Raw genomic sequence first — 25,947 nt, 5'->3', positions numbered from 1 at the left:
TCAGTACACGCTCGCTTCCCGCACGAGCTCGCCCGTCTCCGGGTCGGGCGCCTGCTCCGGCTCCGGTCCCCGCTGGGCGGCCTTCAGGATGAGCCGGAGCTCCACCACCGCGAGCGAGCCGTAGACGAGGGTGAAGGCGATGAGCGAGATGAGCACTTGGACCCCGGTGACGTTCGGGGACACCGCGGACGCGGTCTGCAGCAGGCTGAACACGATCCAGGGCTGGCGGCCCATCTCGGTGAAGATCCACCCGACGGTCATGGCGAGCAGCGGCAGCGGGGCCGCCCAGATGGCGACCCGCCACATCCACGGCCGCGTGATGGCCCGGCCGCGGCGCGTGAGCCACAGGCCCGCGACCGCCACGCCGATGGCGGCCATGCCGAAGCCGATCATCCAGCGGAACGCCCAGTAGGTGACCCAGATGGTGGGCGTGTAGTCGCCGGGGCCGTAGCTCGCGACGTACTGCGCCTGCAGGTCGTTGATGCCCTCGACCGTGCCGTCGAGCGTGTGGGTCGAGAGGAACGAGAGCAGGTACGGGATGCGGATGGAGAACAGCTCGCTCGAGCCGTCCGGCGTCCCCCAGGTGAAGACGGAGAACGACGCGGCGGCGCCCGAGGACGTGTCGTAGTGCGCCTCCGCCGCGGCCATCTTCATGGGCTGCGTCTGCACCATCGCGAGGCCGAGCTGGTCGCCGGAGAGGATGGTCAGCGCGCCCGACACGACCATGAACCACATGCCGAAGCGCATCGCCGGCATCATCGTGTCGAGGTGCTGGTTGCGGGACAGGTGCCAGGCGGCGACGGAGATGATGACCGCGGCCGCGCACATGAAGCTCGCGAAGATCGTGTGCGGGAACGCGGCGAGGGCGACCTTGTTGGTGAGCAGCGCCCAGATGTCGGTGAGCTCCGCCCTTCCCCGCTCCTCGTCGATGCGGTAGCCCACCGGGTTCTGCATGAAGGCGTTCGCGGCGAGGATGAAGTACGCCGAGAGGATCGACGCGATCGACACCACCCAGATGGTCGCCAGGTGGAGGCGCTTCGGCAGCTTGTCCCAGCCGAAGATCCACAGGCCGATGAAGGAGGCCTCCAGGAAGAAGGCGAGGAGGCCCTCGAGCGCGAGCGGCGCACCGAAGACGTCGCCGACGAAGCGGCTGTACTCCGACCAGTTCATGCCGAACTGGAACTCCTGCACGATGCCGGTGACGGTGCCCATGGCGAAGTTGATGAGGAAGATCCGGCCGAGGAAGCGCGTGAGCCGCAGGTAGTGCTGCCGACCCGTGCGCACCCACGCCGTCTGGTAGATCGCGCAGACGAAGGCCATGCCGATCGTGAGCGGGACGAAGAGGAAGTGGTAGACGGTCGTCAGGCCGAACTGCCAGCGGGAGAGGACGAGCGGGTCCAGCAGCTCGTTCACCGGGGGGCCCCGCTCGCGCCGGCGCCCGGGCGGCGGCTGTCGGGATGCGGGTGTTCGACGGGGGCGGGGTGCGGTGTCATGGCGACCGGCTGCGCTTCCTGTGGAGGGCGGATCGTGCGGTTCGAGGCTCCATCGCGACGCCTCCATTCTACGACTTGTAGACGATCCGCGCGAGTGCCCGCCGACGATCCGCGGCGCTTCCCCGCCGGGTCGCGGCGCTTCCCCGCCGGGTCGCGTTGGCCGGGAGGCGGGATGCGCGACACCGGTCGTTCACCTGGTCGGGTGACGCTCGGGGCACGCACCGGATCGGCGTCGACCCGGTGCGCCCGCCACCCGCGGAGCCGCCCGCCGGCCCCGTCGCCCGCCGGCCGCCCGGATCCCCCGGACCGCCGCACCCGCACCGCGCACGTCGACCGAAGGGCCGCCGCCATGACCTCCTCCGCACCCGCCTCCCCGGCCTCCGACCTCGGCCCACGACCCGCGGGGGCCGCGCCCGCGTCCCCGTCGGGCCAGCCGGCCTCCGGCGCTCCCGCGTCCGCCTTCGTCGGCCTCCTCGCCGCCGACGGCGCTCGGCTCACCGGGCGGGTCGCCGAGGCCGCGGACCGACTCGACGCGGGGATCCCGGCGGCGCGCTTCGACGCCCGCACCGCGTCCGTCGAGGACGCCCTCGTCGTCGCCCTGGCGCTCGTGGCGGGCGGCCTCGACGTGCGCGACGCCGCGCAGCACGCCGCGGCCGGGGATCCCGCGCCCGTCATCCAGTCGCTGCACTCCCTCGCCGGCCGCGGCGGCGTGGAGCCCTACCTCCTCCGCAACGGCCTGACCGTCGAGCAGTTCCACGCCCTCCGGGACGCCGTCGTCGCCGTCGGCGGCCGCGAGCTCGACGAGTCGCACGACTGACGCGCGCCCCTCTTTCTGGGGCCATCCCCCGGTGTCCGCATTATGGGGGACCCGGGTAGGGTTCATATCGAGCGCACGGCCCTTACCCCCCCCCTTGGGCCAGGTGCTCGCAACCCGACGAGCCCGTCCGTCCACCCCCCCGGACTGGACGGCTCCCGGACCACGGCGATCTCCCCGTCCCCCCGAAGGGCCGAGGTCACCGGAGAGGCCCGGCACCCGTGGCGTTCCCGCGCCCCGTGCCGGGCCTCTCGACCGTCCGCCCCGTGCCGTCCGAGCGTGCCGGGCCTCTCGACCGTCCGCGCCTCCCGCCGTCGTCTACGCGTGCCGGGCCCCTCGACCGTCCGCGCCTCCCGCCGTCGTCTACGCGTGCCGGGCCCCTCGACGGTCTACCGCTCGTCTCAGTCGCGCTCCGCCTCCACGGCCGTCGCGTCGTCGACGAGCGGCAGGTGCAGGATCGCGAGGTCCAGCGACCGCCCGAACTTCCAGCCGATGCCGGGCAGGAGCCCCACCTGGCGGAAGCCCAGGCGCTCGTGCAGCCGGATGGATCCCGCGTTCCCCGCCTCGATGTCCGCGAAGACCGCGTGCTTGCCGGCCTGCCGCGCGTGCTCGACGACCGCCTCCACGAGCGCCCGGCCGATGCCCCGGCCGTGGAACGCGTCGCGCACGTACACCGAGTCCTCCACGGAGAACCGGTAGCCGGACATCCGCCGCCACGGCCCGTAGGTGCCGTAGCCCGCGAACTCGCCTTCGACCTCCGCGACGAGGATCGGGTCGCCCGCCTCCGTCGTCTCCCGGAACCACGACTCGCGCTCCGCGCGGTCCACCGGCTCGTCGGTCCAGAGCGCCGTGGAGCGGAGGATGGCGTCGTTGCGGATCGCGAGCAGGTCGTCGATGTCGCGGGGCTCGGCGGGGCGGATCCTCATCCCGGAAGGCTATCGGCCGCGGTCGGGCGGACCCGGCCGGTGCGGCAGGATCGACGCATGGACTGCACCATCTCCCGGGTCGACTGGGACGACGAGGACGCGACCCTCCTCCGCGCCGCCCAGCGCGTCGAGCTCGACGTCCGCTACGGCGGCGACACCGAGCCCGGCACGAAGCCGACCGCCGCCGACGTGGCCGCGTTCCTCGTGGCCCGCGACGCGACCGGCGCTCCCGTCGGCTGCGGCGGGATCCGGCTGCTCGGCGAGCGCTCCCCCGGCGTCCCGTGGGCGGAGCTGAAGCGCATGTACGTCGTGCCGTCGGCGCGCGGCACCGGGGTGGCCACCGCCCTCCTGCGCGCCCTCGAGGCGGCGGCCCGCGACCTCGGGGTGGTCGACCTGGTGCTCGAGACCGGATCCGAGCAGCCGGACGCCATGCGGTTCTACCGCCGCGAGGGCTGGGCGGAGATCCCCCGCTTCGGCGCCTACGCCGACTCCGAGGGCTCGCGCTGCTACGGGCTGACGCTCGCGTGATCCGGCGGCTGCGGCTCCTCGCCCTCTCCTCCCACCCGGGACCCACCGCCACCGTCACGGTGCTGGCGGCCGGTCTCGCCGTCGCCCTCGGCTACGGGGCGGGGCGCGTGGTCGCGGTCGCGGTCGCGGTGCTCCTCGGGCAGCTGTCCATCGGGCTCTCCAACGACTGGATCGACGCCGAGCGCGACCGCAGCGTCGCCCGCGCCGACAAGCCCGTCGCGCGCGGGGAGGTCACGGTCGGCCAGGTGCGGGCGGCGGCGCTCGGCACCGCGGCGGCGTGCCTGGTCGCGTCCGCCGCGCTCGGCCCGGCGTTCCTCCTCGCGCACGTCGTGCTCGTGGGATCCGGGTGGGCCTACAACGCGGGCCTCAAGCGCACGGCCCTCAGCGTGGTCCCGTTCCTCGTCGCCTTCGGCATCCTGCCGACGGTCGTGGCGCTGGGCGCGGAGGATCCGGTGCCGGCGGCCGCGTGGGCGGTGGCCACCGGGGCGGTGCTCGGCGTCTCCATCCACTTCACCAACGTGCTGCCCGACCTCGACGACGACGCCCGCACGGGCGTCCGCGGACTCCCGCACCGCCTCGGCCGGGTGCCCTCGGGGCTCGTCGCGTTCGGGGCGCTCGCCCTCGGCGCGGTCGTCGCGGCCGCCGGGCCGGTGATCGCGGATCCGGCGCACGCCGTCACCCCGCTCGCCGTGGCGGGTCTCGTCGTCACGCTCGGCATCGCGGCGGCGGGCGCGGTGCGCGTCGTCACCCGGCCGCCCGGCCGCCTGCTGTTCCAGCTCATCATGGCGGCGTCGCTGCTGCTCGTCGCCCAGGTCGCGGTGAACGCCACCCGCCTCACCTGACGCGCGCGGCCCTGTCCCGCCCCATGGCGTAGACGGAGGCGAGCGCCCCCGCGGCGGGCGAGGCGAGCACGGCGCGGAGCCCCGCATCGCGGACGCGCCGCGTGAGACCGCGCACCGGCCGGCCGAGCGCCGTGTTGATCTCGGACTGCACGGCCGCACGCCGCGCGCTCGCCCGGCGGTCCCGTTCCCAGGCCGCGACCCGGCGCCTGTCGAGGAGGCCGCCACGGTGCCGGACGGCGTCCACGAGGAGGGGCGCGAGGGCGTCGGCGTCGAGCCAGCCGAGGTTCATCCCCTGCCCGCCGATGGGGCTGATCTCGTGGGCGGCGTCCCCGATCAGCAGGGCGCGCCCGGAGGCCATGCGCCGCGCGAGCCGCCGACGGACGCCGAACGCGCTGACGGTCTCGAGCGTCGCCGGGTCCACCGTGTGCCCGGTGCGGTCGCGGACGATGCGGGCGAGGTCCTCCGCGGTGCCCGGAGCGCCCTGCCCGTCGCGGATCCCGACGACCCAGCGGCGCCGGAGGCCCGGCAGCGGGAACGACTCGACGACGCCGTCCGGGTGCAGCGTGACCACCGCGTCGTCCCCCGAGCCCGTGGCGTCCGGGGCGTCGCCCATGAGGAAGCGGTCCGGCAGGTCGCGCCCGTCGACCCCGATCCCGAGGAGCCCGCGCACCGGGCCGCGCGTGCCGTCCGCCCCGACGACCACGGCCGCGGACACCTCGACGGCCGCGCCGTCGCCGTCCCAGCCCGTCGCGCGGACCCGCCCGCCCGGGGCGTCGACGGGGTCGGCGTCGAGGCCCGTGAGCGTCACGCCCCGGTGGACGGCCCCCGGTGCGAGCTCGGCGAGGCGTCGGGCCAGGATCGCCTCGGTGCGCCACTGCGGCAGCGCGGCCACGTACGGATGCGCGGTGGACACCCGGTCGAACGCGACCCGCCCGAGCTCCCGGTCGCGCCCGCGGGCGATCCCGCGCCGGACGAGCACGGCCTCGGCGACCACCTCGTCGGCCACGCCCAGGCGGGCGAACGCGGCGAGCGACGGCGCGTGGATCCCGATGGCGCGCGACAGCGCCGCCGGACGCCCCCGCGCCTCCCACACGCGCACGTCGAGCCCGGCCTGCGCGAGGAGCGCCGCGAGGTGGATCCCCACGGGGCCGCCGCCCACGACCAGGACGTCGACGCGGCTCACGGGCGCGCGCGCCCGGCGGCGGGGTCGCGCACGAGCAGCACCCGGAAGGGCACGGCGCCCTCGACGCGCCACCCGGGCGGCACGCGCAGGGCGAGCTCCGCGGGGGTCCAGCTGCGGCGGATGGAGCGGAGCCCGTCGACGTGCACGAAGGACCCGCGCGCGACGAGCCGGGACGCCGGACCGTAGACCGCGTAGGCGAGACGGCCCCGCGCGATGTCGTTGTGCAGCGCCCTCGGGGCGAGGGCGGCGGAGTCGGCGAGGAGGGCGTCGAGCGCGTCGTCGTCGAGGTGGTGCAGCACGTGGTTGCTCGTCACGAGGTCGAACCGGCGGCCGTCCGCCACGAGGTCCGCGCTCGACGCCGCGACGAAGGTCACATCTGGATCCGCCGGTCGGGCGCGCGCGAACGCGGTCGCCCGGGGGTCCGGGTCGATGCCGGTGACGGTCAGCCGCAGCCCGTCGCGCCGCGCCCACCGCGCGAGCGCGAGCGGCACGTCGCCCCCGCCCGAGCCGATGTCGAGGAGCGCGGTGTCCCGCTCCGCCGACAGCGTCGGGCGGATCCGCGACCGGTACACGCCCCGCCACCCCGCCACCACGCGGTTCACCGACCCGAACCGCGCGTAGGTCCGCGCGAGGGCGTCGGGGTCGCAGTCCGGGTCGTCCATGAGCTCGGTGAGCTCCGCGTCGCGGCGGGAGAGGTCCATCAGGCGGTCCGGCGCGTCATCAGCGCCGTCTCGACCGTGAGGCCGGGGCCGAACGCCATGGCGCACACGCGGCCCGTGCCCGGTCCCTCGACGGGCGCGGCGTCGCGCTCGACGAGCCGCTCCGCCGCGACGCCCGGCACGTCGGCCGGCGGCGTGGCGTGCAGGATCCTCCGCAGCACGAACAGCACCGTGGCGCTCGACATGTTGCCGACCTCGGCGAGCGTCGACCGCGACGGCTCCAGCTGAGCGGGCGTGAGAGAGAGCCGGTCCTCGACGCGGTCGAGGATGCTCCGCCCGCCCGGGTGGATCGCCCACCGCTCGATGCCCGCCGGCGCGACGCCGGCCAGCTCGGGGACCTGGGCCCACAGCGGCTCGAGCGCGCCGGTGATGTGGTCGTCGATGATCCGCGGCACGTAGCTGGAGAGGATCATGTCGAAGCCCTGGTCGCCGATGGTCCACGCCATGTCCTCCTCGCCGACGGGCGTGAGGACGGTCTCGAACGCGTCGAGGTCGAGCACGGTGGACCCCGCCGGGGCGGTCCGCGCCGTCACGACCACGGCGGCGGCGCCGTCGCCGAACACCGACGACGCGACGATGGTGTCGGCGTCGCCCGAGGAGTGCAGGTGCAGCGAGCACAGCTCGACGCACACGACGAGGACGACGGCGTCCTCGTCGGCGGCGCAGAACTGGGAGGCCATGCGGAGCGCGGGGAAGGCGCCGTAGCAGCCCATGAACCCGAGGTGGAAGCGCTGGGTGGAGGCGCGGAGGCCGAGCCCGCGCACCACGTCGTAGTCGGGACCGGGCGCGTAGAACCCGGTGCAGGACACGGTGACCACGTGGGTGACGTCGTCAGCCTCGATGCCCGCGGCCTCGGCGACGGCACCGCGCGCCGCCTCGAGCAGCAGCGGGCGCGCCGCGCGGATGTACGCGTCGTTGCGGGCGCCGGTTCCCGGGGTCAGGATCCGGCCGCTCGCGCGGTCGTAGAAGACGGGCTCGGCCGCATCGGCGTCCGCGGGGAGGGACGAGTCGGTCGCGGCACCCTCGGCCATGCCGGGGGCCGTGCCGAGCTCCCGGATCACCGTGCGGCGCGTGGTGATTCCGGACGCCCCGAACGCCGCGGACACCAGCCGGGTGCCCAGGCGCCCGAGCTCCGGCTGGCTGCCGAAGAGGTCCCGCACGCCGTCCTGCGGGAGCACGGTCGGCGGCACCGCCGTGGCGATGGAGCGGATCGAGGCGGTCAGCGTCGGCCGCCGGACACGACGGCGGCGCCCACCGCGAGCACGACGGCGACGGCGCCCGCGCCGATCGACGCGGCGAGGGCGGGGTCCTTGCGGGTGAACTCCCGCGTGCGCCGCGAGACGTCGTCGGCGGTGGAGCGGACGCGCGCGGTGACGTCATCGCGGACGGCCCGGGCGCGGCCGGCAGCGTCGGCCTTCAGCTCGGAGGCGCGGGCGGGCACGTCGAGGGCGGTCTCGAGCTCGCGGACGGTGCGGGCGAGCTCGTCGCGTCCGGCCTGGATGTCGCGCTTCAGCTCCTCGGGGCTCCGCTTGGGGGCGGGCGGGATGTTCGCGCCCTCGCCGCGCGGCGCGGACTCGGCGACCGTCTTGTGCTTGCGCACCTCGCGGGCCACGGTGGTCACGGCGCCGAGGACGCTCACCTCGCCGGTCGGGGACTTCTTCTTCGCCATGCGCGGGCTCCTTCGTCGGTCGGACAGCGGTAGGTCCATCATGCTCCGTCCGCCCGGGCGGGCTGCGACGGCGCGAGGGGCCGGCGCTCGCGCGACGGCCCCTCGCGGGTGTCCCGGGCGTCGCCGCCCGGCCGGCTCCCCTTAGAAGAGGGCCTTGTCCTTCAGCCAGTCGGCGGCGATGGCGGCGGGCTCCGCCTTCTCGTCGCCCTGGTTGCGGCGGTTCATCTCGGTGAGGTCCTCGGTGGTCAGCGCGGCCGACACCTCGTCGAGGATCGCCGTGACGTCCGGGTTCATCTTCGCCGTGTTGACGAGCGGCACGACGTTCTGCGCCTTGATGAGGTTCTCCGGGTCCTCCAAGGTGACGAACCCGTTGTCGAGGATCGACGGGGTGGTGGAGTAGATGTTCGCGATCTGCACCTGGCCGTCGAGGAGCGCCTTGACGGTGTTGGGGCCGCCCTGGTCCTCGATGGTGACGAGGGTCGCGTCGATGCCGTAGACGTCGGTGAGGCCGGGGATGCCGTACTCGCGCTCGCCCAGGACGGCGCCGCCGCCGACGTTGATGGCGCCCTTGTCCGCGAGGTCCGCGAGGCTGGTCACGCCGTTCGTCTCGGAGTACTCCTTGGTGACGTTGTAGGAGTCCTTGTCCTCGGCGGGCGACTCGTCGAGCACCTCGAAGCCGTCGGGCAGGGCGTCGCCGAGCGCGGAGTAGACGTCGTCGCTGGACGTGGCCGTGGACTCCGCGTCGTAGGCGGAGAGCAGGTTGCCCGTGTACTCGGGGATGAGGTCGATGGACCCCTCCTCGAGCGCCTTGAGGTAGACCTCGCGCTCGCCGATCTGCAGGTTGCGGGTGACCTTCACGTCGTTGGCCTCGAGGGCCTGGGCGTAGATCTCGGCGAGGATGACGTTCTCGCCGAACGCGGCGGAGCCGACGGAGATGGTGTCGCTCGGGGCGGTCGAGGCCGCCTCGCCCGAGGTGTCGAGGGGGTCGCCGGACGCGCAGCCGGCGAGGGCCATCGCGGTGCCCAGCGCGACGGTGCCGACGAGGAGCCGGCGGGAGATGCTGTGGGACATTGCTGTGTTCCTTTCAGGAGGTGGTGCTGACCGCCGGCCTCGACGAGGTCCGGGCGGAGTCGGGGGTGCGTCCGGCGGCGGCGACGACGCCCCGCGGGATCACGAGGCGCTGCACGACGGCGAAGACGCCGTCGACGACGAGCGCGAGGGCGGTGACGAGGATCGCGCCGCTGAGCATGAGCGGGAAGTTCCGCGTCGTGAGGCCGGTGAAGATGTACGGCCCGAGGCCGCCGAGGCCGAGGTAGGCCCCGAGCGTGACGGTGCTGATGACCTGCAGGGTCGACGCCCGGAACCCGCTGATGATGAGCGGCAGCGCGAGCGGGATCTCGACGCGGCCGAGGATCTGCCACTCGGTGAGCCCCACCGCGCGCGCCGCGTCGATCGTGGCCCGGTCGACGGCGAGCACGCCGGCGTAGACGCCCGCCAGGAGCGGCGGGATGCCGAGGATCGCGAAGGTGACGATGGGCCCGGTGAGCCCGATCCCGAAGTACAGCCCGAGGAGGACGAGCACGCCGAGCGTCGGCAGGGCGCGGAGACCGCCGGACAGGCCCACCGCGACGTTCCGGCCGCGGCCGGTGTGCCCGATGTAGAGCCCCGCGGGGACGGCGACCACGGAGGCCAGCGCGATGGCGAGGAACGTGTACCAGAGGTGGTCGCGTAGCCCGAGGGCGTAGCCGCCCGTCCCGGTCCACCGGGAGGGGTCGAGGAGGAGCTGGAAGGCCTCGGCGAACTGGTTCACAGGGAGCTCCCTCGGGCCACGAGCGCGCGGCGGCGGGCGCGACGCCCGCGCGGGGTGGAGGCGACGGACGACCAGGGCATCAGGAGCCGGCCGGCCAGGAGCAGCAGCAGGTCGAACGCCAGCGCGATGAGCAGGATGCCGACCACGCCGGTGAGGATCTCCGTGTAGAACGAGCGGCGGTACCCGTTGAGGATGATCGTCCCGAGGCTCTGGATGCCGGTCAGCGCGCCGACGGTCACCATGCTCACCGTGCTGACGGAGATGACCCGGAGCCCCGCGAGGAGCACGGGCCCCGCGAGCGGCAGCTCCACGCGCCAGAAGCGGGCCCAGCCGGAGTACCCCATGGCCGTGGCGGACTGCTTGACGTCCTCGGGGACGGCCGCCAGCGCGTCCGACGTGATGCGCACGAGGAGCGCGAGGGCGTAGACGGTGAGCGCGACGACGACGTTCCGGGGGTCGATGATCGTCGTGCCGATGATGGCCGGGATGGCGATGAGCAGCGGCAGCGACGGGATCGTGTACAGGATGCCGCCGAGCGTGAGCAGCGGCCCGCGGACCGGCCGGTAGCGGTTCGCCAGCCAGCCGAACGGGAGCGAGAGCAGGAGCCCGATGAGGATGGGCGGGGCGGCCAGCGCGATGTGCGCGACGGCCAGGTCGAGCACCGTCTGGATGTTCGTGAGGACCCAGTTCACGCGGGTCCCGCACCCTGCGCCGGAGCACCGGGGGCGTGCGCGGCCCCCGCCTCGGTCGCGGCGGCTGCGGACGCCCGGGCGGTGCGCTCCGCGTCGTCGAGGACGCCGACCAGCCGGCCGTCGCGGTCGACGAGGACGCGGCCCGTGCCGGTGTCCTCGAGGTGGAGCGCGCGCTTGCCCTTGTCGGCGCCCACGAAGTCGCGCACGAAGTCGTTCGCGGGGTTCGAGAGGATCTCCTGCGGCGTGCCCTGCTGGGCGATGCGGCCGCCCTTCTCGAGGATCACGACCTGGTCGCCGAGCAGGAACGCCTCGTCGATGTCGTGCGTCACGAAGACGACGGTCTTGTCGAGCTGCGTGCGCAGTCGGATGAGCTCCTGCTGCAGGTCGTCGCGCACGAGCGGGTCGACGGCGCCGAACGGCTCGTCCATGAGGAGGATGTTCGGGTCGACCGCCAGGCCGCGGGCGACGCCCACGCGCTGCTGCTGGCCGCCGGAGAGCTGCGACGGGTAGCGGTCGGCCATCGAGCGGTCGAGGCCCACCGTGTCCATGAGCGCGAGGGCGTCCTCGCGGGCCTTCCGCTTGTCGACGCCCGTGAGGCGCGGGACGGTCGCGATGTTGTCGACGACCTTGCGGTGCGGCAGCAGGCCGGAGTTCTGCATGACGTAGCCGATGCTGCGCCGCAGCTTCACGGCGTCCTGCGTGGCGATGTCCGTGCCGTCGATCTCGATGCGGCCGGACGAGGGGTCGACCATCCGGTTGATCATGCGCATGAGGGTGGTCTTGCCGCAGCCGGAGGAGCCGACGAGGACCGTTGTGGTCTGCGAGGGGACGACGAGGCTGAAGTCCTCGATCGCGAGAGTGCCGTCCGGGTACTGCTTGCGGACGTGGTGGAACTCGATCATGGGTGGCTCATTCCTCGTAGGCACTACGAATCGACACTTGCCAGGCACACCAGGGAACCACGTCGCCCGCAGATCGTTCGTACCCGCACGATGGATGACGCCACTTCGTAACATCTGGGCCCTTCCGCGGATAGTGCGCGGGAGGGCGCCCGCGCACGGCGGCGTCGGGCGTCTCGGCCAGGATGGAGGGCATGACGCGCATCCTCGCCCGGGCCACCGACACCGCCGACCTCGTGGACCTGCTCGACGTCGACCACGCCGGCGCGGACGTCCCCGCCCCGTCCTGGCGCATCGCGCCCGGACAGCGCGTGGCGGTCGTCGTCGACACGCTCCCGCGCCGCGCGGAGGGCGACACGGAGGACCAGGTGCCCGTCCGACGCCTGGAGTCCGCGCGCCTCGGGCTCGTCCCTGCGGGATCCCCGGGCCCGGATCAGGGCCCGCCGCTCGCCGAGGTGCCCGCGGAGTCGCTCGCGTCCCGCCCGGAGCTGCTGCAGGCACTCGTGTCGCGGCGCGCGGCCGTCCCCGTCTCGGGCTACTACGAGTGGCACGAGACGGACGACGGCCTCCGCACCCCGTACCTCGTCGGGGCCGGCGACGGCGTGGTCCTGCTGGCCGCGCTGTACGAGTGGTGGCGCGACCCGGCGCGGGCCGCCGACGACCCGGCCCGCTGGGTCCTCAGCTGCGCGGTCCTCACCCGCCCGTCGGCCGGCACGGTGGAGGCTCTCGCCGAGCGCATGCCCGTCGTGCTGTCGCCCGACGTGGTCGAGGAGTGGCTCGACCCCACGGCCGAGGGGACGCCCGACCTGCTGCGCGCCGTCGCCGCCCAGGCGGAGGACGTGGTCGAGGAGCTCGCCATGGACGAGGTGGGCCCCGGGATCGACCAGGGCGCGCCCGACACCGCCGAGCTCGCCCGGCCGGTGTGAGGCCCGCGCCGGGCACGGCGTCCGGCGCCTGCCCGGGTCTGGTTGACTGAGGCCGTGGCCCCCTCCTCGAAGAAGAAGAAGAAGCACGCGACCCGCACGCTCCTCGAGTCGCCGGCCGCCGCACCCGTGCTGCACCGCGCGGCGCGCATCGAGGACCGCATCCACGAGATCCGGGAGGGGCGGGCCCGCAAGCGCGGCCTGCACCCGACCGTCATCCCCTACGCGGGGTACGGATCCGTGCGCTGGGTGCGCGTGCTCTGCCGCGTCCTCCTCACCGACCCGAAGAGCAAGCGCGCCCTGGCCGGCGACAAGGTCGTCCGCGGCTGGCGCAGCTTCACGAGCGTGCCGCTCACCGACGTCGACGTCGTGGTGGAGATCGACGGCACCGAGCACCACGTCCGGGCGGACCGCGGCGGGGTCGTCGACACCGTCGTGGAGGCGAGCCTGACGAGCGGATGGCACACCATCCGCATCCGGTCGGAGGGGTCGGAGACCGTCGAGGCGCCCGTGTTCATCGTGGGCGACGACGTGCGCACCGGGATCCTCAGCGACATCGACGACACGGTCATGGTCACGGCGCTCCCCCGTCCGTTCCTCGCCGCCTGGAACACCTTCGTCCTCGACGAGCACGCGCGCACGCCCACGCCCGGCATGGCCGTGCTCTACGAGCGGCTGCGGGTGCGGCACGCCGGCGCGCCCGTGCTCTACCTGTCCACCGGCGCGTGGAACGTGGCGCCCACGCTCACCCGGTTCCTGTCGCGGAACCTGTACCCGCCGGGCCCGATCCTCCTCACCGACTGGGGTCCCACCGTCGACCGGTGGTTCCGCAGCGGCATGGAGCACAAGCGGCTCAACCTGGAGCGGCTCGCCGAGGAGTTCCCGCGCGTGCGATGGATCCTCGCCGGCGACGACGGCCAGCACGACGAGCTCCTGTACGGCGAGATGACGGAACGGCACCCCGACAACGTCAAGGTCGTGCTCATCCGCCAGCTCAGCGCCGGCGAGGCCGTCCTCGCGGGCGGCCGCGCCAAGGCGGAGCGCCGCGCGCTCGACAGCTCCGTGCCGTGGGTCTACGCCCCGGACGGCGCGAGCCTCCTCGCGCAGCTGGACGACCTGGGCCTCGCCGACGACTCGGGGACGCGCATCGGGTCGTAGCCGCGCTACCGGACGCACGAGGGCCCCGCAGGACGCGTCCTGCGGGGCCCTCGTGCGTGCGCGGGGGGATCAGACGGCGTCGGTGAGCGCCTGGAACTCGTCGTCCGTGAGCTCGATGCCCGCGGCGGCGATGTTGTCCTCGACGTGCGCGAGCGACTTCGTGCCGGGGATGGGCAGCATGACGGGCGAGCGGCGGAGGAGCCACGCGAGCGCGAGCTGCGACGGGGTGGCGTCGTGCTGCTGCGCGAGCGCGTCGAGCGGGCCGCCGTCCTTCGCGAGCTCGCCGGTCGCGAGCGGGAACCACGGGATGAACGCGATGCCCTCCGCCTCGGCGTAGTCGAGCAGCGGCTCGGCGTCGCGCTTCGCGAGGTTGAAGAGGTTCTGCACGGACACGATCTCGGCGATCTCGCGGGCAGCCCTCACGTCCTCCACCTGGACCTCGGACAGGCCGATGTGGCGGATCTTGCCCTCGGTCTGCAGCTCCTTCAGCACGCCGATCTGGTCGGCGAGCGGGACGGCCGGGTCGATGCGGTGCAGCTGGTACAGGTCGATCCGCTCGAGCCCCAGGTGGCGGAGGCTCAGCTCGGCCTGCTGGCGCAGGTACTCGGGACGGCCGACGGGACGCCAGTCGCCCGGGCCGGGACGCGTGAGCCCGCCCTTGGTGGCGACGACCACGTCGTCCGCGTAGGGGTGGAGCGCCTCCTTGAGGAGCTCCTCGGCGACGAACGGGCCGTAGGAGTCGGCGGTGTCGAAGAACGTGACGCCCAGCTCGGCAGCGCGGCGGATGACGCGGACGGCCTCCTGCGGGTCGGCGGGGGCGCCCCAGACGCCGTCGCCCGTGAGCTGCATGGTGCCGTAGCCCAGCCGGACGACGGGCAGGTCGCCGCCGATGGAGAACGTGCCGGAGGCGCCGGCGGGGCGCGTGGTGGTGTCGGTCATGTGGACCCTCCTCGGGTGTCGACGACGAGGCCGGCGTCTGCCGTCCTCGGGACTCCAGGGTCAACGCGCGCGTCCGCCGATCCATGCCCGACGGACGGGATGCGCACCCGACCCTCAGCCTCCGGTCGAGGGTGAGGTGGATCCGCCCGCTCCCCTCCCGGATGTCGGCACCCGTTCCTACACTCGAGGAAGAGGTTCGAACACCCGTTCGAACGACGAGGCGCGGCCGGCGCGACGACGGGAGGAGCGGAATGATGCGGATCGACGAGGACGTGGAGGTCGAGCTCTCCGGGGACGGCTCGCCGCTGCGGTTCACCTGGCGGGGCGTGGTCTACGGGGTGGTCAGCTCGCCCGAGCGGTGGATCGCGCGGGTCGACTGGTGGCAGCGCACGGGCCGCGCGCCCCGCGGCGCGAGCGCCCACCTGCTGGAGATGCGGATGTGGCGCGTCGAGGCCGTGCCGCTCACCACCGGCGCGCGCCGGGTGGACGGCTCGTTCGACCTGAGCGTCGACACGCGCGGCAGGTGGTCCCTCGTGACGGCGTCGGACGACGAGCTCGACACGCGGCTGTTCGCCTGACCGCGCAGCCGCGCGCGCGGCCGGGCGCCGGCCGCGGGACGTCGCACGGCGACGCACGGCGGTCCTCGGGGAATAGCACGGCGCGCCCGCGCCTTCACCCTTGCGGCGCCGCACGCGGCGCTCCCCGCACGCGATCACCCGGACCGCGGCGCACGGAGGAGGACCCGCATGGCGGCACTCGAGTGGCTGTTCGACGCGCAGCTCCGCATCGGCGACCAGACGGTGCTCTGGCGCGAGATCGTCGGCAACCTCTTCGGCCTCGCCAGCGCGCTCGGCGGCATGCGCCGGAAGGTCTGGGCGTGGCCCGTCGGCATCGTCGGCAACGTGCTGCTGTTCACCGTGTTCCTCGGCGCCGTGTTCGGCACGCCCAACCCCGTCAACCTGCTCGGCCAGGCGGGACGCCAGGTCATGTTCATCGCCGTGTCCGTCTACGGCTGGCACCGCTGGCGCCAGGCCCGGCACGGCGGCGCGCCGGTCGTCCCGCAGTGGGCCTCGGGCCGGCAGCGGGTCCTGCTGGTGGTGGCACTGGTGGGCGGGACCGCGATCCTCACGCCCGTCTTCCGCGCCCTCGGCTCCTACGAGCCCGTCTGGGCCGACGCCTGGATCTTCGTCGGCTCGCTCCTCGCGACGTACGGCATGGCCAAGGGCTGGGTCGAGTTCTGGCTGATCTGGGTGGCCGTCGACCTCGTGGGCGTGCCGCTGCTCGTGAGCGCGGGCTACTACGCGTCCGCCTTCATGTACGTCTTCTACGGCGCCTTCACCCTCGTGGGCTTCTTCGTCTGGATGCGGGCGCGCGGCGGCGACGCCCCCGCGGTGGAGACCGCCTTCCCGGATCCGCGCGTCGTCGAGGCGCCGACCGACCGGTAGGCCGGGATCGCGCGGCCGCGGATCAGCCCTGGCCGTTGGAGCAGGTGTTCTGCGCCGCGGTCTGCCCGGTGATGCTCGCGTCGAGGACCTCCGAGGTGGAGGACGGCGTCGGCGTCGGCGTCGAGCCGTCCGTCGGGGGCTCCTCCGTCGCGGGCGGCGTGGTCGCGCCGTCGGCGGGGACGCTGCCGGACTCGTCGGACGGCGCGGCCTGGCCGAGGGAGAAGTCCGCGTCCGAGGCGAGCAGGCTCACCAGCTGCGCGGCGGCCGCCTCGTCGGGCTGCACGCGGCCGTTGGCGAGCACCGTGCCCGGGTACTGCAGGAACACGACGTCGTCGAGCGGGATGTCCTTGAAGGTGAGCGCCACCGAGACGAGCGTGTCGAGGTCCGCGAGCGAGGTGGACAGCTGCATGTTGTCGACCACGGCGCGCGCGATGCCGTAGAGCTTCGCCGGGTTCGTCAGCGTGTCCGTGCTCTTGATGGTCCGCACGAGCGCGCTGAGGAACACCTGCTGGTTGCCGATCCGCGAGATGTCGCTGCCGTCGCCCACGCCGTAGCGGGTGCGGAGGAACTGCACGGCGTCCTTGCCCTTGAGGCTGTGGAGGCCCGGGTCCAGCGACAGGTCGGTCTTGGGGTCGTAGATGCCGTTGGCCACGCACACCTCGACGCCGCCCACGGCGTTGGACATCTCGACCACGCCGTTGAACTGCACGACGCCGCCGTACGGGATGTCGAGGCCCGTGAGGCCCTCGACCATGCGCACGGTGCAGTCGAAGCCGCCGCGGGACAGCGACTCGTTGAGCTGGGCGCGCGTCGAGGCCGCGTACTGGGTGCCGTCGGGACCCTCGCAGGCGGGGATCGGGACGAGCATGTCGCGCGGGAACGAGACGACCGTGGCACGGGTGCTGTCCTCGCTGATGTGGAGCAGCATCGTCACGTCGTTGAGCGTCGCCGTGCCCACGTCCGCCGCCGCGCCGTACCCGTCGCCCTGGCCCTCGCGGCTGTCGCTGCCGACGATGAGGATGTTCGCGCCGCCGTCGATGCCGCCGAGCGACGGCGGAAGGGACTGCCCGCCGGAGATGTCGACCTGGTTCGCGGCGACGGTGCGGGAGAGGTCCCAGGCCGCGATGGCGACGACGGAGACCGTCGCGACGAGCGAGACCGCGGCGACCGCGGCGACGGCCTTCGCCACCGCGCGTCCGGCGCTCGGGGCGCGGAGTCGTCCGTGGCGGGCGATGCCGCTGACGCGGGCCCGATCGGCGCGGGTCCTCTGGGGGGCATGCTGCATGGTGGGTCTCTCGTCGCCGGGCGGGGAGGCTCGGGCGTGGCCGCCCGGATCCCCACAGGGTAACCGAGGCCGGTGGAGCGTCTCCTCGGCACGCGGCCGGATGCGCTAGGAGCCTGCCGCACCCGCCGGGGCGCCGTCCCGGTGGCCGGCGCGGAGGTGCGCGTCGAGGAACGCGTCGATGCGGCGCCACGCGTCCGCCGCGGAGGCGGGCTCGGGTCCCATGCCGACGGCCCGCAGCACGGGACGCAGCGCGCGCGGACCCGTCTCGGCGTCGTTGAGGAACGCGTGACCGGCGTCCGGGTACTCGCGCACGTCGTGCGGGATCCCGTGCACGGCGAGGGCGGCCTCGAGCCGGTCGGCGGATCCCGCCAGCTGCCGGTCGCGCCCGCCGTAGCTGGCGACGATCGGGCAGGCGCCGTCGAGCACGCCGTCGAGGTCCTCCGGGAGCATGCCGTAGTTGACGCTCGACGCGTCGAAGCCGCGGGAGGCCGCCGCGAGGGCGAAGCCGCCGCCCATGCAGAAGCCGATGACGCCCACGCGGCCGGTGCAGTCGGACCGGCCGACGAGCAGCCGGCGGGCGGACTCGACGTCGACGAACGCGCGCCCCTCCCCCGCCGCGAGCGTGCGGAACGTGGACGCCAGGCAGCGGCGCGCGCCGCCGGCGGAGAAGAGGTCGGGCATGAGCGCGAGGAACCCGGCCTCCGCCAGTCGCTCGGCCTGGCGGCGCATGACCGCGGTCACGCCGAACGCCTCGTGCACGACCACGACCGCCGGCCACGGCCCCTCGCCCTCGGGCACGGCGAGCACGCCGTGGAGGCCTGGGGACGCCCCGGGGCCGGCGGCGGGCAGCGGGATATCGGTGAGCGTCACGGGCATGCCCTCACGCTAGGGCGCGACCGGGCCGCAGCCCCGGCGGGGCCACGACCCCCAGCGAGCCGTCAGGCGACCCCGGCCGCCTCGTCCCGCGCGGGTCCGCGCGGGTCCGCGCCGATCAGCGCCAGGCGGTCGGGCCCACGGAGCCGGCGCGGTACTCGGCCATGGGCACGCGGTCGCCCTTCCAGGCGCGCATGACGGGCGCGACGATGCGCCAGCAGCGCTCGGCCACGTCGCCGCGGACCGACAGGCGCGGATCGCCCGCGAGGATGCCGTCGAGCACCTCGCCGTACGGCGTGAGCTCCGGCTGCGCGAACTGCGTGCGGAACGTGGCCTGGGTGAGCGTGAAGGGCTCCCCCGTGCCGTCCATGGTGACCTCGAGCGAGATGCTGTCGGGCTTCAGGTCGATGACGAGCCGATCGGGCCGGGCGGACCCGTGGAGCCCCCGGGGCAGGTGCGCCACGGGCTTGAACGTGACGACGATGCGCTTGGACGACTCCTTGAGGGCCTTGCCGGAGCGCAGGCGGAAGGGGACGCCGGCCCAGCGCGCGTTCGCGATGCCGAAGGTGACCTCGGCGAGCGTCTCCGTCTGGTTCGCGGGATCCACCCCCTCCTCCTTGGCGTAGGCGGGGACCTTGGCGCCCTCGACCGAGCCCGCGGTGTAGCGGGCGCGGCGGCTGTGGGCCACGGGGTCGCCGTCCCACACCTCCGTGGCGCGGAGGACCGAGGCGATGTTCGAGCGCAGGTCGTCCGGGTCGATGCTGGCGGGCGGCTCCATGGCGAACACCGCGAGCACCTGCAGCAGGTGGCTCTGGATCATGTCGACGAGCGCGCCCGACTTGTCGTAGTACGCGGCGCGGCCCTCAAGCGCCAGGGTCTCGTCGTAGAGGATCTCGACCTTCTCGATGTCGCGCGCGCTCCACACCGACTCGAAGAACCGGTTGGCGAAGCGCAGCGAGACGAGGTTGAGCACGGTGGAGAGGCCGAGGAAGTGGTCGGTGCGGTGGATGCGGTCCTCCGGCACGAGCTTCAGCAGCTGTCGGTTCAGCTGGGCCGCGCTCCGGCTGTTCGACCCGAACGGCTTCTCGAGCGCCAGCGTCGTGCCCTCCGGCAGGTCGATCCTCTCCAGCTGCTCGCACACCTTGATGGAGATGGCCGGCGGGAGCGCGAAGTAGAGGGCGGGGGCACCCTCGCACGCCTCCAGGATGCGCTTCAGGTCGTCGAGGTCGGTGGGGTCGGCCTGGACGTACCTGGTGGACGAGACGATGCCCGCCGCCCGGCGCCCCGTGGCGTCCACGGAGTCGAACGCGGCCTTGACCGTGCCCGTCCACTCCTCCGGCGTCCGCTCGCTCCGGCCGGTGCCGATGAGCTGGATGCGGCGCCCCCGATCGCTCGCCACGAGGCTGCCGAGACCCGGCAGGAGGAGGCGTTCCGTGAGGTCGCCGCTGGCGCCGAGGATGACGAGGGTGGAGGGTTCGCTGGTCATCCTCCGAGACTACGGGTCGCGACCGCGCGGGAGCCGACCTAGACTGGGCGAGTCGAACATCCGTTCGAACGCCGCGTCCGGGGAGGACGCGAGGGGACACCGCCGGGAGGTGCGCGTGAGCTTCACCCACCTGCACGTCGCGTCCGCCTTCTCCGCCCACTTCGGCACCACGGCGCCCGAGGCGCTGGTCGACCGGGTCGCCGAGCGCGGCGCGTCGGCCGCGGCCGTCACCGACCGGGACGGGCTCTACGGGGCCGTCCGCCACATCCGTCGCTCCATCGCGGCCGGCGTCTCCCCCGTGGTCGGCGCGGAGCTCGGCCTCACGGGCGAGCACCCGGGCCGCGTCACCGTGCTCGCCCACGGCGGCGTCCAGGGGCAGGGCTGGGCGGCGCTCAGCCGTCTCATCAGCGCGAGCCACGGACGCGGGACGGCGCGGAGCACCGCCCGCAGCGCGCAGGCGGGGATCCCGCGCAGCCGTCCGCCCGCGTTCCTCCTCGGCGAGGACGGGCCCGTCGGCACGGTCATGCTGGGGCCGGACTCCGACGTCGGCCGCGCCGTCGCGGCGGGCGACCACGCGCTCGCGTCCCGCCACCTGGCCGAGTGGTCACGGCTCCTGCCCGGCGCGGTCGTCGTCGAGGTGGTGTGCCACTACACGGAGCCCGGCGAGTCCGCGAGCCTCCGCCACGCCGCGCGGATGATGGAGCTCGCCGAGGCCCACCGCGTCCCCGCGGTGCTCACCAACGCCGTCCGCTACCTGGAGCCCGACGACGCCCTCACGGGCGACGTGCTCGACGCCGCGGGCACGCTCCGGCCGCTCGGATCGTTCCGCCTCCAGCCCAACGGCCAGGCGTGGCTCAAGCCGCCGGCCGAGATGCAGGGCATCGCGCGGGAGATCGCGGGCGCGTCGTCGCTCGACCGGCGGGCGGGCGAGGCGCTCCTGCGCGCCACCGAGGAGCTCGCCGACCGCTGCCGCCTCGACCCGGACTCGGACCTCGCCTGGCGGAAGCCGAAGCTCCCGGAGAAGTCGGTCATCGGCGTCACGGGCGACCCGGACGAGGCGCTCTGGCGGAAGGCGGAGGCGGGCGTCACCGAGAGGTTCGGGCACGTCGACGAGTCGATGCGGCAGCGCGTGCTCGCCCGCATGCGCACCGAGCTGCAGACCATCACGGGCTTCGGCTTCGCCACCTACTTCCTCACCGTCGCCGACGTGTGCTCCCTCATGCGCGACATGGGCGTGCGCAACCAGGCGCGGGGATCCGGCGCCGGCAGCCTCGTCAACTACCTCCTGCGCATCTCCAACGTCGACCCGCTCGAGCACGACCTCCTCTTCGAGCGCTTCCTCGGCAAGGTGCGCTCGACGCTGCCCGACATCGACATCGACGTGGAGTCCGCCCGGCGGCACGAGGTGTACCACCGGGTGTTCGAGAGGTACGGCAGCAACCGGGTCACGCTGCTGTCGATGCAGAACACCTACCGGGCGCGCGGCGCCGCGCGCGACGCGGGGCTCGCGCTCGACCTCGACGAGCAGCAGATCGACTTCATCGCCAAGAACATCTGGCGCTTCAACGCGCGGGAGTTCCGCGAGGTGCTCGAGACGAAGCCGGAGCTCAAGCCCATCGCCGACCTCGTGCGCGACAACCCGAGCATCGACCTGCTGGTCGATCTCACGGAGCGGCTCGACCGCCTCCCCCGGCACATCTCCATGCACCCGTGCGGCGTGATCCTCGGCGACTCCGACCTCCTCAGCACGAGCCCCGTGCAGCCGAGCGGCATGGGCCTGCCCATGAGCCAGTTCGACAAGGACGACATCGACGACATGGGGCTCCTGAAGCTCGACATCCTGGGCGTCCGGATGCAGAGCACGATGGCCTACGCGCTGGAGGAGATCCACCGCGTCCACGGCACGCGCTCGGCCGTCGCGGGCGGCGTCCCGGTGGACGCGCGCTACGTGCACCGCGACGGGCGCATCGAGCTCGACGAGATCCCGCACGACGACGAGGAGACGTTCCAGGCCATCCGCACCACCCATACGCTCGGGATGTTCCAGATCGAGTCGCCCGGGCAGCGGGAGCTCATCGGCAAGATGCAGCCCGACGTGTACGAGGACCTCATCGCCGACATCTCGCTGTTCCGGCCGGGTCCCATGAAGGGCAACATGGTCGCGCCGTTCCTCGACACGAAGCACGGCATCACCCGGCCCGACTACCTGCACCCCCGGTTCGCGCCGTTCCTCGCGCCCACCTTCGGCGTGGTCATCTACCACGAGCAGGTCATCCGGATCTTCGCGGACTGCATGCAGGTCTCCCTCGCCGAGGCCGACGAGCTCCGCCGCAACATGGAGCGGCAGGACACCGTGGTCGAGGCCGCCTTCCGGGAGCGCACGGCCCGGCACGTGGACGGGCGCACGGGAGTGCGCCCGTTCTCGGACGCCGACGTCGAGCGCATCTGGAAGGCGCTGAAGGGCTTCGGGTCGTTCGGGTTCTGCAAGGCGCACGGCGCGGCCTTCGCGCTGCCCACCTGGCAGAGCGCGTGGCTGAAGACCCACTACCCGGCCGAGTTCCTCGCGGGGATCCTCACCCACGACCCCGGCATGTACCCCAAGCGCCTGCTCCTCACCGAGGCCCGGCGCATGGGGGTGCCCGTGCTGCCGCTCGACGTGAACCTGTCGCGGGGCGTATACCGCGTGGAGCGCGTGGAGGGCGAGGCGACCACGGGACGCACGCGGATCGGCGAGCTGGGGATCCGGCTGTCGCTGCAGGACGTGCACGGCATGAGCGCGGCCGAGATGGAGCGCATCGAGCGGGGGCAGCCGTACGACTCCATCACCGACTTCTACGCGAAGGCGCAGCCGTCGCGCGCGCTCCTCGAGCGGCTGGCGGCGGTGGGCGCGCTCGACTCGCTCGCGACGTCCGCCGACGACCTCGCCGCCCGCGGGCCGGCGTCCCGCGGCGACGTCATGGCGTTCGTCCGGCGGCTCACGGCGCGCGCGGCGCGGCCCGCGGATCCGGCGGGGCAGCTGCCGCTGTTCGTCGACGACCGCGACCTCATCCCGCGCGGCTCGCCCGACCCGGACGGCCGCGAGCGGGTCGTGGCCGAGCTCGACATCCTGCAGATGGAGGTCACCGAGCACGTGCTGGAGAGCTACCGGCCGATGCTCGACGAGCTCGGGGTCGTCCCGGCGGGCGACCTGCTGGGGATGCGCAGCGGATCCGAGGTGGTCGTCGCGGGGATCCGCATCGCCACCCAGACCCCGCCCATGCGCAGCGGCAAGCGCGTGGTGTTCATCAGCCTCGACGACGGCACCGGCTGCTCCGACTCCACCTTCTTCGACGAGGCGCAGCAGAGGGCGGGGCCCATGCTGTTCGGCACGCGCCTGCTCGTCATCCGGGGGCGCACGCGGCGCACGGGCGAGCGCGGCGTCTCCATCCAGGCGGAGGACGCGTGGGACCTGAAGGAGATGTGGGCACGCTGGCAGGACGCCCGTCGGCAGCGCGCGGCCGCGGGCGGCGGCGACGGCGTCGAGGGCGACGAGGCCCGGGTCGCCTGACCGGTCCCGCTCCGGGATGATGGAGGCACCCGAGACCGCCGCCGGAGGCCGCACGTGCGCATCACCACGACCGTCCGCACCACCACGCGGATCCCGTTCGTCCAGGTGGTCAAGACCTCGGTCGCCGCGGTCATCGCGTGGTTCGCCTGCATCGCCCTGCTGCCCGCGCAGCTGCCCATCTTCGCGACCATCGCCGCGCTGCTGGTCGTGCAGCCGAGCATCAACCAGACCTTCGGGAAGGCGGTCGAGCGGAGCCTGGGCGTCATCACCGGGGTGGTGCTCGCGCTGGTCCTCGGCCTCGCGTTCGGCACCTCGAGCGGGGTGGTGCTCGCCGCGGTCGTCGTGGCGGTGCTCGTGGGATGGGTCTTCCGGCTGACGCCCGGGTCGAGCACGCAGATCCCGATCAGCGCCATGCTCGTGCTCGCGATCGGCCAGCTCTCGCCGGTCTACGCGGTCGACCGCATCGTGGAGACGATCCTCGGCGCCGCCATCGGCGTCGTCGTCAACCTCGCGATCGCGCCGCCCGTGCTGCACGAGGCGAGCCGACGCGCCGTGGTGGGCCTCGCGGGCGACTGCGCTGCCGCCCTCGACCGCCTGGCCGGCGCGCTGGCGGAGCCCGTCGACCGGGAGGAGCTGCACCGCATGCTGGTCGTCGCCCGCGAGCTGCGGCCGCGGCACACGCAGGCCGTCGCCGAGGTCGACCGGGGGCTCGAGAGCCTGACGCTCAACCCGCTCCGACGGCGGCACCGGACGCTCCTGGAGGCCGACCGGGAGCTGCTCGCGACGCTCACCGTGCTGGTGAACCGGATCGTCGGCATGACCCGCGCCGTGCACGACCGCTACGACCCGTCCCTCGCCGAGGAGCCGGTGGTGCGCGGCATCGCGACCGAGCTCACGCGGGCCGCCCACGACGTCCGACTCCTGGCCGAGCACGCCGTCCCCGTCGAGGGCGGGGCCGGCGCGCCCCCGCACGAGGAGCCGGCCCTCACCGCGCCCCTCGTGGTGCTGCAGCCGAGCGAGGAGCACTGGATCCTCATCGGCTCGCTCCTGGAGGACATCCGCCGCATCCGCTCGGAGATCATCGGCGGAGCGGAGTGACGCGGGCGCTCCCCGGCTACAGCCCCCTCGAGCTCGACCCGGATCCCCGCGCGTCGGGCCTGGTGCCGGGCACCACGCCGACGGGCCTCGGCACCGTGCGCCACCACCACGCGGAGCGCCGCCGCTCCGACACGGCGACCGTGATGCTGCACGGGGCCGCCGGGTCCTGGACCACGTGGACGCCCCTGCTCCGCACCGCCCGGGAGGCGGGCGCGCCCTTCTCGGACGTGGTGGCGATCGACCTGCCGGGCTGGGGCGGCTCCGAGCTCGACGCGACGGACGAGGAGGCCACCGTCGACGCCATCGCCGACGCCGTCCGCGCGGTGGTCGACGGCCTCGGCTACGCGCGCTGGCGCCTCGTCGGGCACTCGATGGGCGGCTTCATCGCCCTGCACCTGGCGGCCCGGGAACCGGGTCGCGCGGTCTCCGTGGAGCTCGTCTCCCCCACCACGTACTCGGTCATCGAGAGCGTCGCGCATCCCGTCCGCGCGTTCCGCGTCATCCCCGGCTTCACGATGATGCTCGGCGTGATGCGCACGATGCGCCGCCTCGGGCGCCCGGGCACGGCGCTCATCCGCGGGGTCGGCCGCGTCCGGCTCATGCGGCCCGTCGCCCTGCCGCTCTTCGCGCACGGCTGGCGCGTGCGCGCCTCCGTCGTCGCGGCCATCGCGACCGAGGCCCGCCCGCGCGCGTTCTCCCTCGCCGCGGAGGTCACGCGCGGCTACGACGCCGACGGGCTCTGGGCGCGCATCGCCTGCCCGGTCGTCGCCGTGCGCGGCGACGACGACGTCTTCGTCTCCCCGGCCGACCTCGGGCTCCTCGCGCGCGCGATCCCCGCGCTCCGGTCGTCCGTCGTCCCGGACGCCGGGCACTTCGCGCACGTCGAGCGCCCCACCGAGACGCTGCGCGCGCTCGGCCGCCTCGGCTGAGCCGGGCCGCGGGAACGACGACGCCCCCTGTACCGGAGGACAGGGGGCGTCGGATCCGCGGAGCGCGGACGGGGCGGGGCCGGGGCCCCGCGGGGTGGCTAGGCCGCGGGGGTCGCGAGGACCGCCTGGATGTCCAGCGTGATGGTGACCTTCTCGCCGAGCAGCACGCCGCCGGTCTCGAGGGCCGCGTTGTAGGTGAGGCCGAAGTCCTCGCGGTTGACGACCGTGGTCGCCGTCGCGCCGAACTTCGTGTTTCCGTACGCGTCCTTGCCGAAGCCGCCGAACTCGACGTCGAAGGTGACGGGCTTGGTGACGCCGCGCATCGTGAAGTCGCCGTCGATCTTCGCGTCGCCGTCCGCATCCACGCGCACGGCGGTGGAGACGAAGTCGATGGTGGGGTTGTTCTCGGCGTCGAAGAAGTCGTTGGTGCGGAGGTGCTGGTCGCGGTTCGGCTCGTTGGTGTCGATCGAGACGATGGTCGCGTGGGCCTTCACCGAGCTCTGCTCGGGGGTGGCGCCGGTGACGATCTCGGCGTCGAAGTCCTTGAACGTGCCCTTGACCTTGCTGATCATGATGTGGCGGATGCTGAACCCGACCGAGCTGTGGGTCTTGTCCATGGTCCAGGTGCCGGCGATGTATCCGGGGACGGTGGTGGTGTCGCTCATGTTCGTGCCTCTCGTACGGGGTCA

Annotated in this window: 25 protein-coding genes; 10 read left to right on the top strand and 15 right to left on the bottom strand. The window is 74.0% G+C overall.

What is annotated here, in order from left to right:
- On the bottom strand, nt 1-1,413 hold the full coding sequence (locus tag AC07VC_RS08560; RefSeq protein WP_494675766.1) for a cytochrome ubiquinol oxidase subunit I: 1,413 nt from the start codon (nt 1,411-1,413) through the stop codon (nt 1-3).
- 429 nt (nt 1,414-1,842) lie between these two features.
- Here AC07VC_RS08560 and AC07VC_RS08555 point away from each other — a divergent pair, with 429 nt between their 5' ends.
- Nucleotides 1,843-2,310, top strand: coding sequence for a hypothetical protein (locus tag AC07VC_RS08555; protein ID WP_494675765.1), 468 nt, complete (start codon nt 1,843-1,845; stop codon nt 2,308-2,310).
- A 398-nt stretch (nt 2,311-2,708) separates the two neighbouring features.
- On the opposite strand, the gene AC07VC_RS08550 is transcribed toward AC07VC_RS08555, so the two are convergent.
- Nucleotides 2,709-3,233, bottom strand: a complete 525-nt coding sequence (locus AC07VC_RS08550; protein WP_494675764.1) for a GNAT family N-acetyltransferase — start codon at nt 3,231-3,233, stop codon at nt 2,709-2,711.
- 57 nt (nt 3,234-3,290) lie between these two features.
- Here AC07VC_RS08550 and AC07VC_RS08545 point away from each other — a divergent pair, with 57 nt between their 5' ends.
- Together AC07VC_RS08545 and AC07VC_RS08540 are read left to right on the top strand one after the other, a co-directional pair.
- Complete coding sequence (locus AC07VC_RS08545) at nt 3,291-3,761, top strand: GNAT family N-acetyltransferase (RefSeq protein WP_494675763.1); 471 nt, start codon at nt 3,291-3,293, stop codon at nt 3,759-3,761.
- The gene (locus tag AC07VC_RS08540; protein ID WP_494675762.1) at nt 3,758-4,603 is read left to right on the top strand and encodes a UbiA family prenyltransferase; all 846 of its coding nucleotides are present in this window, start codon (nt 3,758-3,760) and stop codon (nt 4,601-4,603) included. The genes AC07VC_RS08545 and AC07VC_RS08540 overlap by 4 nt, the downstream gene beginning before the upstream one ends.
- On the opposite strand, the gene AC07VC_RS08535 is transcribed toward AC07VC_RS08540, so the two are convergent.
- From AC07VC_RS08535 to AC07VC_RS08500, 8 genes are all read right to left on the bottom strand, one after another.
- Nucleotides 4,596-5,786: an FAD-dependent oxidoreductase gene (locus AC07VC_RS08535; RefSeq protein WP_494675761.1), complete on the bottom strand. Its 1,191-nt coding sequence runs from the start codon at nt 5,784-5,786 to the stop codon at nt 4,596-4,598. The genes AC07VC_RS08540 and AC07VC_RS08535 overlap by 8 nt on opposite strands.
- The gene (locus AC07VC_RS08530; RefSeq protein WP_494675760.1) at nt 5,783-6,487 is read right to left on the bottom strand and encodes a class I SAM-dependent methyltransferase; all 705 of its coding nucleotides are present in this window, start codon (nt 6,485-6,487) and stop codon (nt 5,783-5,785) included. Before AC07VC_RS08530 ends, AC07VC_RS08535 begins: the two co-directional genes overlap by 4 nt.
- Nucleotides 6,487-7,728, bottom strand: a complete 1,242-nt coding sequence (locus AC07VC_RS08525; RefSeq protein WP_494676563.1) for a type III polyketide synthase — start codon at nt 7,726-7,728, stop codon at nt 6,487-6,489. The genes AC07VC_RS08530 and AC07VC_RS08525 overlap by 1 nt, the downstream gene beginning before the upstream one ends.
- Nucleotides 7,725-8,174: a DUF3618 domain-containing protein gene (locus tag AC07VC_RS08520; protein WP_494675759.1), complete on the bottom strand. Its 450-nt coding sequence runs from the start codon at nt 8,172-8,174 to the stop codon at nt 7,725-7,727. The genes AC07VC_RS08525 and AC07VC_RS08520 overlap by 4 nt, the downstream gene beginning before the upstream one ends.
- Nucleotides 8,175-8,315: 141 nt before the next feature.
- Complete coding sequence (locus AC07VC_RS08515) at nt 8,316-9,245, bottom strand: ABC transporter substrate-binding protein (protein WP_317229154.1); 930 nt, start codon at nt 9,243-9,245, stop codon at nt 8,316-8,318.
- A gap of 13 nt (nt 9,246-9,258) precedes the next feature.
- Complete coding sequence (locus AC07VC_RS08510) at nt 9,259-9,984, bottom strand: ABC transporter permease (protein WP_317229153.1); 726 nt, start codon at nt 9,982-9,984, stop codon at nt 9,259-9,261.
- Complete coding sequence (locus tag AC07VC_RS08505; protein WP_494675758.1) at nt 9,981-10,676, bottom strand: ABC transporter permease; 696 nt, start codon at nt 10,674-10,676, stop codon at nt 9,981-9,983. Before AC07VC_RS08505 ends, AC07VC_RS08510 begins: the two co-directional genes overlap by 4 nt.
- Nucleotides 10,673-11,578, bottom strand: a complete 906-nt coding sequence (locus AC07VC_RS08500; RefSeq protein ID WP_494675757.1) for an ABC transporter ATP-binding protein — start codon at nt 11,576-11,578, stop codon at nt 10,673-10,675. The genes AC07VC_RS08505 and AC07VC_RS08500 overlap by 4 nt, the downstream gene beginning before the upstream one ends.
- 191 nt (nt 11,579-11,769) lie before the next feature.
- Here AC07VC_RS08500 and AC07VC_RS08495 point away from each other — a divergent pair, with 191 nt between their 5' ends.
- Both AC07VC_RS08495 and AC07VC_RS08490 read left to right on the top strand, forming a co-directional pair.
- Nucleotides 11,770-12,501, top strand: a complete 732-nt coding sequence (locus tag AC07VC_RS08495; protein WP_317229150.1) for an SOS response-associated peptidase — start codon at nt 11,770-11,772, stop codon at nt 12,499-12,501.
- A gap of 54 nt (nt 12,502-12,555) precedes the next feature.
- Complete coding sequence (locus AC07VC_RS08490) at nt 12,556-13,656, top strand: App1 family protein phosphatidate phosphatase (RefSeq protein WP_317229149.1); 1,101 nt, start codon at nt 12,556-12,558, stop codon at nt 13,654-13,656.
- A gap of 69 nt (nt 13,657-13,725) precedes the next feature.
- Here the strand turns inward: AC07VC_RS08490 and AC07VC_RS08485 are convergent, their stop codons facing one another.
- Nucleotides 13,726-14,595, bottom strand: a complete 870-nt coding sequence (locus tag AC07VC_RS08485) for an aldo/keto reductase (RefSeq protein ID WP_494675756.1) — start codon at nt 14,593-14,595, stop codon at nt 13,726-13,728.
- Nucleotides 14,596-14,849: 254 nt separating this feature from the next.
- Here AC07VC_RS08485 and AC07VC_RS08480 point away from each other — a divergent pair, with 254 nt between their 5' ends.
- Entirely contained in the window at nt 14,850-15,173 is a 324-nt protein-coding gene (locus AC07VC_RS08480; protein ID WP_494675755.1) for a DUF6504 family protein, read from the top strand.
- A 168-nt stretch (nt 15,174-15,341) separates the two neighbouring features.
- Complete coding sequence (gene pnuC / locus AC07VC_RS08475; RefSeq protein ID WP_317229147.1) at nt 15,342-16,040, top strand: nicotinamide riboside transporter PnuC; 699 nt, start codon at nt 15,342-15,344, stop codon at nt 16,038-16,040.
- Nucleotides 16,041-16,062: 22 nt separating this feature from the next.
- On the opposite strand, the gene AC07VC_RS08470 is transcribed toward pnuC, so the two are convergent.
- From AC07VC_RS08470 to AC07VC_RS08460, 3 genes are all read right to left on the bottom strand, one after another.
- The gene (locus AC07VC_RS08470; protein ID WP_317229146.1) at nt 16,063-17,325 is read right to left on the bottom strand and encodes an LCP family protein; all 1,263 of its coding nucleotides are present in this window, start codon (nt 17,323-17,325) and stop codon (nt 16,063-16,065) included.
- A gap of 105 nt (nt 17,326-17,430) precedes the next feature.
- Nucleotides 17,431-18,201, bottom strand: a complete 771-nt coding sequence (locus AC07VC_RS08465) for a dienelactone hydrolase family protein (protein WP_494675754.1) — start codon at nt 18,199-18,201, stop codon at nt 17,431-17,433.
- Between the two features lie 115 nt (nt 18,202-18,316).
- Nucleotides 18,317-19,684 carry a glucose-6-phosphate dehydrogenase gene (locus tag AC07VC_RS08460; RefSeq protein WP_317229144.1) on the bottom strand — a complete coding sequence of 456 codons (1,368 nt, stop codon included), beginning with the start codon at nt 19,682-19,684 and terminating at the stop codon, nt 18,317-18,319.
- Between the two features lie 115 nt (nt 19,685-19,799).
- Here AC07VC_RS08460 and AC07VC_RS08455 point away from each other — a divergent pair, with 115 nt between their 5' ends.
- Genes AC07VC_RS08455 through AC07VC_RS08445 form a run of 3 tightly spaced genes read left to right on the top strand, consistent with a single transcriptional unit; the run spans nt 19,800 to nt 25,258 of the window.
- Nucleotides 19,800-23,231 (top strand): DNA polymerase III subunit alpha, encoded by a 3,432-nt coding sequence (locus AC07VC_RS08455; RefSeq protein ID WP_494675753.1) that lies wholly within the window; start codon nt 19,800-19,802, stop codon nt 23,229-23,231.
- Nucleotides 23,232-23,285: 54 nt separating this feature from the next.
- Nucleotides 23,286-24,329 carry an FUSC family protein gene (locus AC07VC_RS08450; RefSeq protein ID WP_494675752.1) on the top strand — a complete coding sequence of 348 codons (1,044 nt, stop codon included), beginning with the start codon at nt 23,286-23,288 and terminating at the stop codon, nt 24,327-24,329.
- Nucleotides 24,326-25,258, top strand: a complete 933-nt coding sequence (locus tag AC07VC_RS08445; RefSeq protein ID WP_494675751.1) for an alpha/beta fold hydrolase — start codon at nt 24,326-24,328, stop codon at nt 25,256-25,258. Before AC07VC_RS08450 ends, AC07VC_RS08445 begins: the two co-directional genes overlap by 4 nt.
- 98 nt (nt 25,259-25,356) lie before the next feature.
- Here the strand turns inward: AC07VC_RS08445 and AC07VC_RS08440 are convergent, their stop codons facing one another.
- A complete protein-coding gene (locus AC07VC_RS08440) occupies nt 25,357-25,923 on the bottom strand; it encodes a YceI family protein (RefSeq protein ID WP_494675750.1) in 567 nt (188 codons plus the stop codon).
- Nucleotides 25,924-25,947: the final 24 nt, after the last annotated feature.

The sequence above is a fragment of the Clavibacter sp. GW821-FHT01D01 genome, assembly GCF_059422605.1.
Note: the sequence above shows the minus strand (reverse complement) of the source record. Positions and strands in the feature narration are given on the sequence as shown.

Coding starts and splice junctions, on each gene's coding strand:
- AC07VC_RS08555 (WP_494675765.1), top strand. CDS start 1,843: ATGACCTCCTCCGCACCCGCCTCCCCGGCCTCCGACCTCGGCCCACGA.
- AC07VC_RS08550 (WP_494675764.1), bottom strand. CDS start 3,233: ATGAGGATCCGCCCCGCCGAGCCCCGCGACATCGACGACCTGCTCGCG.
- AC07VC_RS08545 (WP_494675763.1), top strand. CDS start 3,291: ATGGACTGCACCATCTCCCGGGTCGACTGGGACGACGAGGACGCGACC.
- AC07VC_RS08530 (WP_494675760.1), bottom strand. CDS start 6,487: ATGGACCTCTCCCGCCGCGACGCGGAGCTCACCGAGCTCATGGACGAC.
- AC07VC_RS08520 (WP_494675759.1), bottom strand. CDS start 8,174: ATGGCGAAGAAGAAGTCCCCGACCGGCGAGGTGAGCGTCCTCGGCGCC.
- AC07VC_RS08515 (WP_317229154.1), bottom strand. CDS start 9,245: ATGTCCCACAGCATCTCCCGCCGGCTCCTCGTCGGCACCGTCGCGCTG.
- AC07VC_RS08500 (WP_494675757.1), bottom strand. CDS start 11,578: ATGATCGAGTTCCACCACGTCCGCAAGCAGTACCCGGACGGCACTCTC.
- AC07VC_RS08495 (WP_317229150.1), top strand. CDS start 11,770: ATGACGCGCATCCTCGCCCGGGCCACCGACACCGCCGACCTCGTGGAC.
- AC07VC_RS08485 (WP_494675756.1), bottom strand. CDS start 14,595: ATGACCGACACCACCACGCGCCCCGCCGGCGCCTCCGGCACGTTCTCC.
- AC07VC_RS08480 (WP_494675755.1), top strand. CDS start 14,850: ATGCGGATCGACGAGGACGTGGAGGTCGAGCTCTCCGGGGACGGCTCG.
- pnuC (WP_317229147.1), top strand. CDS start 15,342: ATGGCGGCACTCGAGTGGCTGTTCGACGCGCAGCTCCGCATCGGCGAC.
- AC07VC_RS08470 (WP_317229146.1), bottom strand. CDS start 17,325: ATGCAGCATGCCCCCCAGAGGACCCGCGCCGATCGGGCCCGCGTCAGC.
- AC07VC_RS08465 (WP_494675754.1), bottom strand. CDS start 18,201: ATGCCCGTGACGCTCACCGATATCCCGCTGCCCGCCGCCGGCCCCGGG.
- AC07VC_RS08460 (WP_317229144.1), bottom strand. CDS start 19,684: ATGACCAGCGAACCCTCCACCCTCGTCATCCTCGGCGCCAGCGGCGAC.
- AC07VC_RS08440 (WP_494675750.1), bottom strand. CDS start 25,923: ATGAGCGACACCACCACCGTCCCCGGATACATCGCCGGCACCTGGACC.